The organism is Enterococcus sp. LJL51, from assembly GCF_049894025.1.
Taxonomy (GTDB): Bacteria; Bacillota; Bacilli; order Lactobacillales; family Enterococcaceae; genus Enterococcus_L.
Genome location: NZ_JBNEQE010000033.1, coordinates 1 through 4,683 on the forward strand (window position 1 = coordinate 1; position 4,683 = coordinate 4,683).

The window sequence follows — 4,683 nt, forward strand, 5'->3', positions numbered from 1 at the left end:
TTAGCTTGCCAACTATCAGATCCGATTTTTACCCAAACGTGTCCATAGCCGCCACCACCATTTCTATTAACTGCAATGTTAAGCGTACCAGAACCGACGTTTGCAATTCCTTCTGAAACGTACGTAACTGGGATATCTTTTGCATTTCCACGCGCAGCATATGGATTTGGTGCGCCAACAAATTCAAGAATGTTCTTAATTAAGCTAACACATTGTCCATTTAATCCGGCATTAGATTTATCGACCGTTATTTGACCGATAAGACTATCAAGAAAACTTTTTACTTCTCCAATTGTTTTTGCCATAAGTTTTCCTTTCTTTACTTTTTTGTAAGATCTTACAACGTTAGTATAGCGAATATAAGTGTTTTCTAACTGTCAACTTACTGTCGCTTGTCTCCCTATGAAAATTGACCAGCTATTGATAAAGCTGCTGGCAAAATTTAGGAGTTTGTAGTTAATAATAATGATCTATTTCTACAAATTTTATAATCAAATTAGCCACCAAAGAAAATAAAAAAATATCCTAGTGAAAAATCGTGTATTATCGAGATCCCGACACCAATCAATAAAAAGATTTTTCAATACGACTGGTACACATTCTATTACAGAACACACAGAGAGAAAACACTTAACAGCCATTGAGCTGGGAAAAATGGTTCTATACTTTTTGATGCTGGTAGAATTCACCAACATCTTTCCTAAGATCCGTCAAGAGGAAAATAGAAAAATAATTTTGGTAGATCATCGTTCAACGAGAACTAATCCAATGAAGAGTAAACCAAATAAACCAGGTGAATCGCTGAAATTTTTACCTGAGCTTTGAGATAATTATGGTATAAGGATTCGTCCTTATTGGTCGCTGGAGGACATATACGCGTATTTTGTATGATTCTTAACCATGGAATGCATGCATTTCAGAAGCTTGTTCATACAGGCAACTGTGGCAACCTTTTCCTGCTGGTGCTGTTTTACTTCTCGTTGATTTTTTTGGTGTGTTTGAGCGAGTTTGTGTGCATCGATTTTATCGGTTTTCCAGCTACGTAGGGAACCTTCCTCCATCTGTTTTTTTGCTTCCAAAGGATTCAAGAGGCAGTAGGACAACTGATTGTCCTGACAGAATTTTTCTAAAGGACGAGAGTAGACACCCGTCGCTTCAAAAACAATTTCAGGTGTTTCGGACAGCGCATTGATTTCTTGAAGTAACTGTTGGAAACCAACTTGATTATGTTGGATTTTCCCTTCTGATAAACAATGAGTCCCATGATAGAGCACTTTGTAGTTTTCTCCTTTTGATACATCAAGAGCTAGAATAACTGTCATTGTTTTCTTCTCCTTTTCTTTTTTATTGAAAGACCTTCACTGATTCCTTCCGATTCTACTTTCCTTTACACGGACTCGAAGTCCCAACATACCTAAACCTGATTCTAAAAGGATAGTGAAGGAGCTCGGTTTATAGTTCGGACTCGTAGTCCTTGAGGTTTTGTTCGAGCTTCCTTTCACCCTCACTATACGCTATAAATAGAAAATAGTGGGTAAGATATTCCGTTGAATACCTTACCCACTAATCTTAGTATGTTTTATTGATAAAGGAATAAGTATCAATCAACTATTGGTCAGTGCTTTTTTTATTCGTTTAAGACCTTCTATGAGTGTCTCTTGAGGACAAGCTGCATTTAGCCGCATATGCTGACTTCCTTGGGGACCAAAGGATATGCCAGTATTGAGAATGACTTTACCTTCTTCAACTAACAATTTTTCCAACTGTTTGTCGGATAAACCATAAGCAGAGAAATCCAGCCAGACCAAATAGGTTCCTTCCGGTTTCATCATTGTTACCTTAGGCATTTCGGTAGTTAAAAATTTCTGAATCGTTTGGAAATTTTTCTGTAGATAAAGTAAAAGTTCTTCCAGCCAAGGCTCTCCATGACGATAAGCAGCCTCGGTACCAACTAACCCAATGGTGTTGATTTCACTTTGCTGGTTTAGCGTTTGAATGTCAGCAAATGTTTTTCGGAGTTTTGAATCATGAATAAAAATCATTGAGTTTTTAATTCCAGCCAAATTAAAGGTTTTTGTTGCGGCGGTTAAAATGATTGAAAAGTCTTTAAACGACTCATCTACGTTATTAAAAGTCGTAAACTCAGCAGGTGAAAAAATTAAATCTTGATGAATTTCGTCACTAATAACTAAAACACCATATTTTCTGCAAAGCTCACCGACCTGTTTTAATTCTTGTTTAGTCCAGACACGTCCGCCTGGATTATGGGGATTGCATAGAATGAAGACTTTAACATTCTGCTCTTTAAGTTGCTGCTCCATATCGTTAAAATCTATTCTAAAAATTCCATCTTTTTCATATAAAGAGCTGCGGACTACTTTTCTGCCATTCGCTTTGATAACTTGTGCAAATGGATGGTACACTGGATCGTTGATAAGAATGCCATCCTCTGGTTCAGTAAACGCTTGAATCGCTAATGCAACACTAGGAACAACGCCGCTATTAAATAAAATTGCTTCTTTTTCTACTATATAATGGTTTCTTTTTTGCTGCCATTGCTGAATGGATTCATATAGGCTATCTGGAGTTACTGTATAACCAAGGATTCCTTGTTCTATACAAGCACTCATAGCGTCCAAGATTGGCTGATGAACCCGGAAATCCATATCCGCGACCCATAAAGGCAAGAGATCTTCTTGGTGGTACATATTGTCGATAGCATCCCACTTCACAGAATTGGTTCCCTTACGGTTGTATACATGGTTAAAATCTGTCATATTCTTTTCCCCTCTATATATAGTTTAAATCAGACATTTATAATTGAAGTATAGAATAGAACAGGTAAAAGATAAATGAAAAAGAATAAAAATAGCAGGTAAAAATCTATTCAGAATTTAGGGAACATGATATTATTTAAGAGATAGTGACTGTGAAGAGCAGAAGAGAGGGATACGAATGCAATATAAAATAGGAATGGTTTTAAATGGGACAGTTACAGGATTGCAACCGTATGGGGCATTTGTTTCACTGGATGATGAAACCCAAGGGCTGATTCATGTTTCTGAAATCCAGGTAGGTTACACGAAGAATATTCATAGTGTACTGAATATAGGTGATGAGATTAATGTACAGGTAATAGACATTGATGAGTATTCAAAAAAAATAAGCTTATCACTAAGAACACAAAATGATAGTGTTCAACAGGCGCGTTACAGAAGAAAAAAATACTTTACTAATAAAAATAAGAAAATTGGATTTGCTACTTTAGAAAAGAAATTACCTCAGTGGATTGATGCTGCAATGGATGAACTTCTTACGAAATAATTCTGTTTTTTTTCTGAAAATGTGTTACAATTTTCCTATATTTATGAAAACAAAAATCAATTGAGGTGGAAGTTTTGTCTAACAAAAGAGTAGCCGGCACGATTATGTTGAATCTGCATGATGGAACAAAAAAGTTTCTCATTCATCCAACGAAAGATGAAGCAGAGTTTATCACAGCAGAAGTTTCCGAAGAGATGACAGGGCTGGCCAGTATTTTACAGCTTTTCAAGGATAGTATTCAGTTAGATGTGACTTCAATCAGTTTGGTTGAATTAACAAATGCACATAATGAGAAAGAAGATTTGCCTCTGTTTGTCTTTGAAATGGAGGAAGGAGAATCTGCGAAATTGGGAAGCGATACATACATGTGGGAAAGTCCCGCAAAGCTGAAGGATTTATTATCGGCTTATGACATGGCCGGTGTCCCGATGTTCTGATTTTTAAGTAATAGTATAGAAGTGAATGAAGGAAGCGGAAAACCGCTTCTTTTTTTAAACCTAAAAAATGGAGGTTAAGAATGGTAATGAATATTCGAAAAGCAGGTTTGCAAGATACAAAAACAGTGATGGAAATGCTAAAAGAGGCAGCAGTCTGGTTAAAAAGCAAAGGAAGTAGTCAATGGTCCGATGTTTTGGCAGGAACAGATAAGCATAATCTGACGGAAGCTGTAGAACGAGGGGACGTGTATCTGTTTAATCAAAATGATGAAGTTGTTGGGATGGCTGCTGTCTGGAATCTGCCAACAAAATGGGATTGTGAGTTATGGTCGAATATCGGCTTAAGTCAAGATGCATACTATATTCATCGTTTGATAGTTCATCCAAACTACAGAGGAAAAGCATACGGGAGTCAGATGCTGAAAGTTATCAAAGCGCATTTCCAAAATACAGCAGCAGAACTAAGGTTAGATTGTATTGCTTCAAATGATAAGCTTGTGCGTTTTTATCAAGAGCAGGGATTTAGAAATGCTGGAACGGTTCAGCTTGAAAATGACGGTAGTTTCGAGCTTTTTAGATGCTTTATTGGTGAGTGAAAAAGTATTATGAAAAAAAATAGAGAAAACAGTTGACCTGCGCAAGGAAACTTGATATATTATTACATGTCGCAAGACGAGACAATGACTTTCAGACAGTTGGATAGAATAACATCCAGAGAGAAGAAAAAACTTGTTGAATCAGTAAAAAAGTTATTGACAAATAACAAAGAAGCTGATAAACTGAAACAGTTGTTATGAAACACAACAACGGATTGCCGAGTTCCATCAACTTAAAACTTTTTCAAAAAAAGAGTTGACATCTTATCGGAGATTTGATAAGATATAAAAGTTGCTGCGAGGCAATGATGTAGACCTTTGAAAAC

The 4,683-nt window shown here is 36.5% G+C and carries 4 protein-coding genes and 2 pseudogenes; 3 read left to right on the forward strand and 3 right to left on the reverse strand.

What is annotated here, in order from left to right:
• From ACPWSO_RS17835 to ACPWSO_RS17845, 3 genes and pseudogenes are all read right to left on the reverse strand, one after another.
• Positions 1-305: pseudogene (locus ACPWSO_RS17835) on the reverse strand (lysozyme); the annotation flags it as partial.
• A 654-nt stretch (positions 306-959) separates the two neighbouring features.
• Positions 960-1,322 (reverse strand): annotated as a pseudogene (locus ACPWSO_RS17840) (IS110 family transposase); the annotation flags it as partial.
• A 282-nt stretch (positions 1,323-1,604) separates the two neighbouring features.
• Positions 1,605-2,777, reverse strand: a complete 1,173-nt coding sequence (locus ACPWSO_RS17845; protein ID WP_426084926.1) for a MalY/PatB family protein — start codon at positions 2,775-2,777, stop codon at positions 1,605-1,607.
• A 178-nt stretch (positions 2,778-2,955) separates the two neighbouring features.
• Here ACPWSO_RS17845 and ACPWSO_RS17850 point away from each other — a divergent pair, with 178 nt between their 5' ends.
• The 3 genes from ACPWSO_RS17850 (at position 2,956) to ACPWSO_RS17860 (ending at position 4,357) form a co-directional block, all read left to right on the forward strand.
• The gene (locus ACPWSO_RS17850; protein ID WP_426084927.1) at positions 2,956-3,324 is read left to right on the forward strand and encodes a CvfD/Ygs/GSP13 family RNA-binding post-transcriptional regulator; all 369 of its coding nucleotides are present in this window, start codon (positions 2,956-2,958) and stop codon (positions 3,322-3,324) included.
• Positions 3,325-3,398: 74 nt separating this feature from the next.
• Positions 3,399-3,761: a hypothetical protein gene (locus ACPWSO_RS17855; RefSeq protein WP_426084928.1), complete on the forward strand. Its 363-nt coding sequence runs from the start codon at positions 3,399-3,401 to the stop codon at positions 3,759-3,761.
• A gap of 80 nt (positions 3,762-3,841) precedes the next feature.
• The gene (locus ACPWSO_RS17860) at positions 3,842-4,357 is read left to right on the forward strand and encodes a GNAT family N-acetyltransferase (protein WP_426084929.1); all 516 of its coding nucleotides are present in this window, start codon (positions 3,842-3,844) and stop codon (positions 4,355-4,357) included.
• Positions 4,358-4,683: the final 326 nt, after the last annotated feature.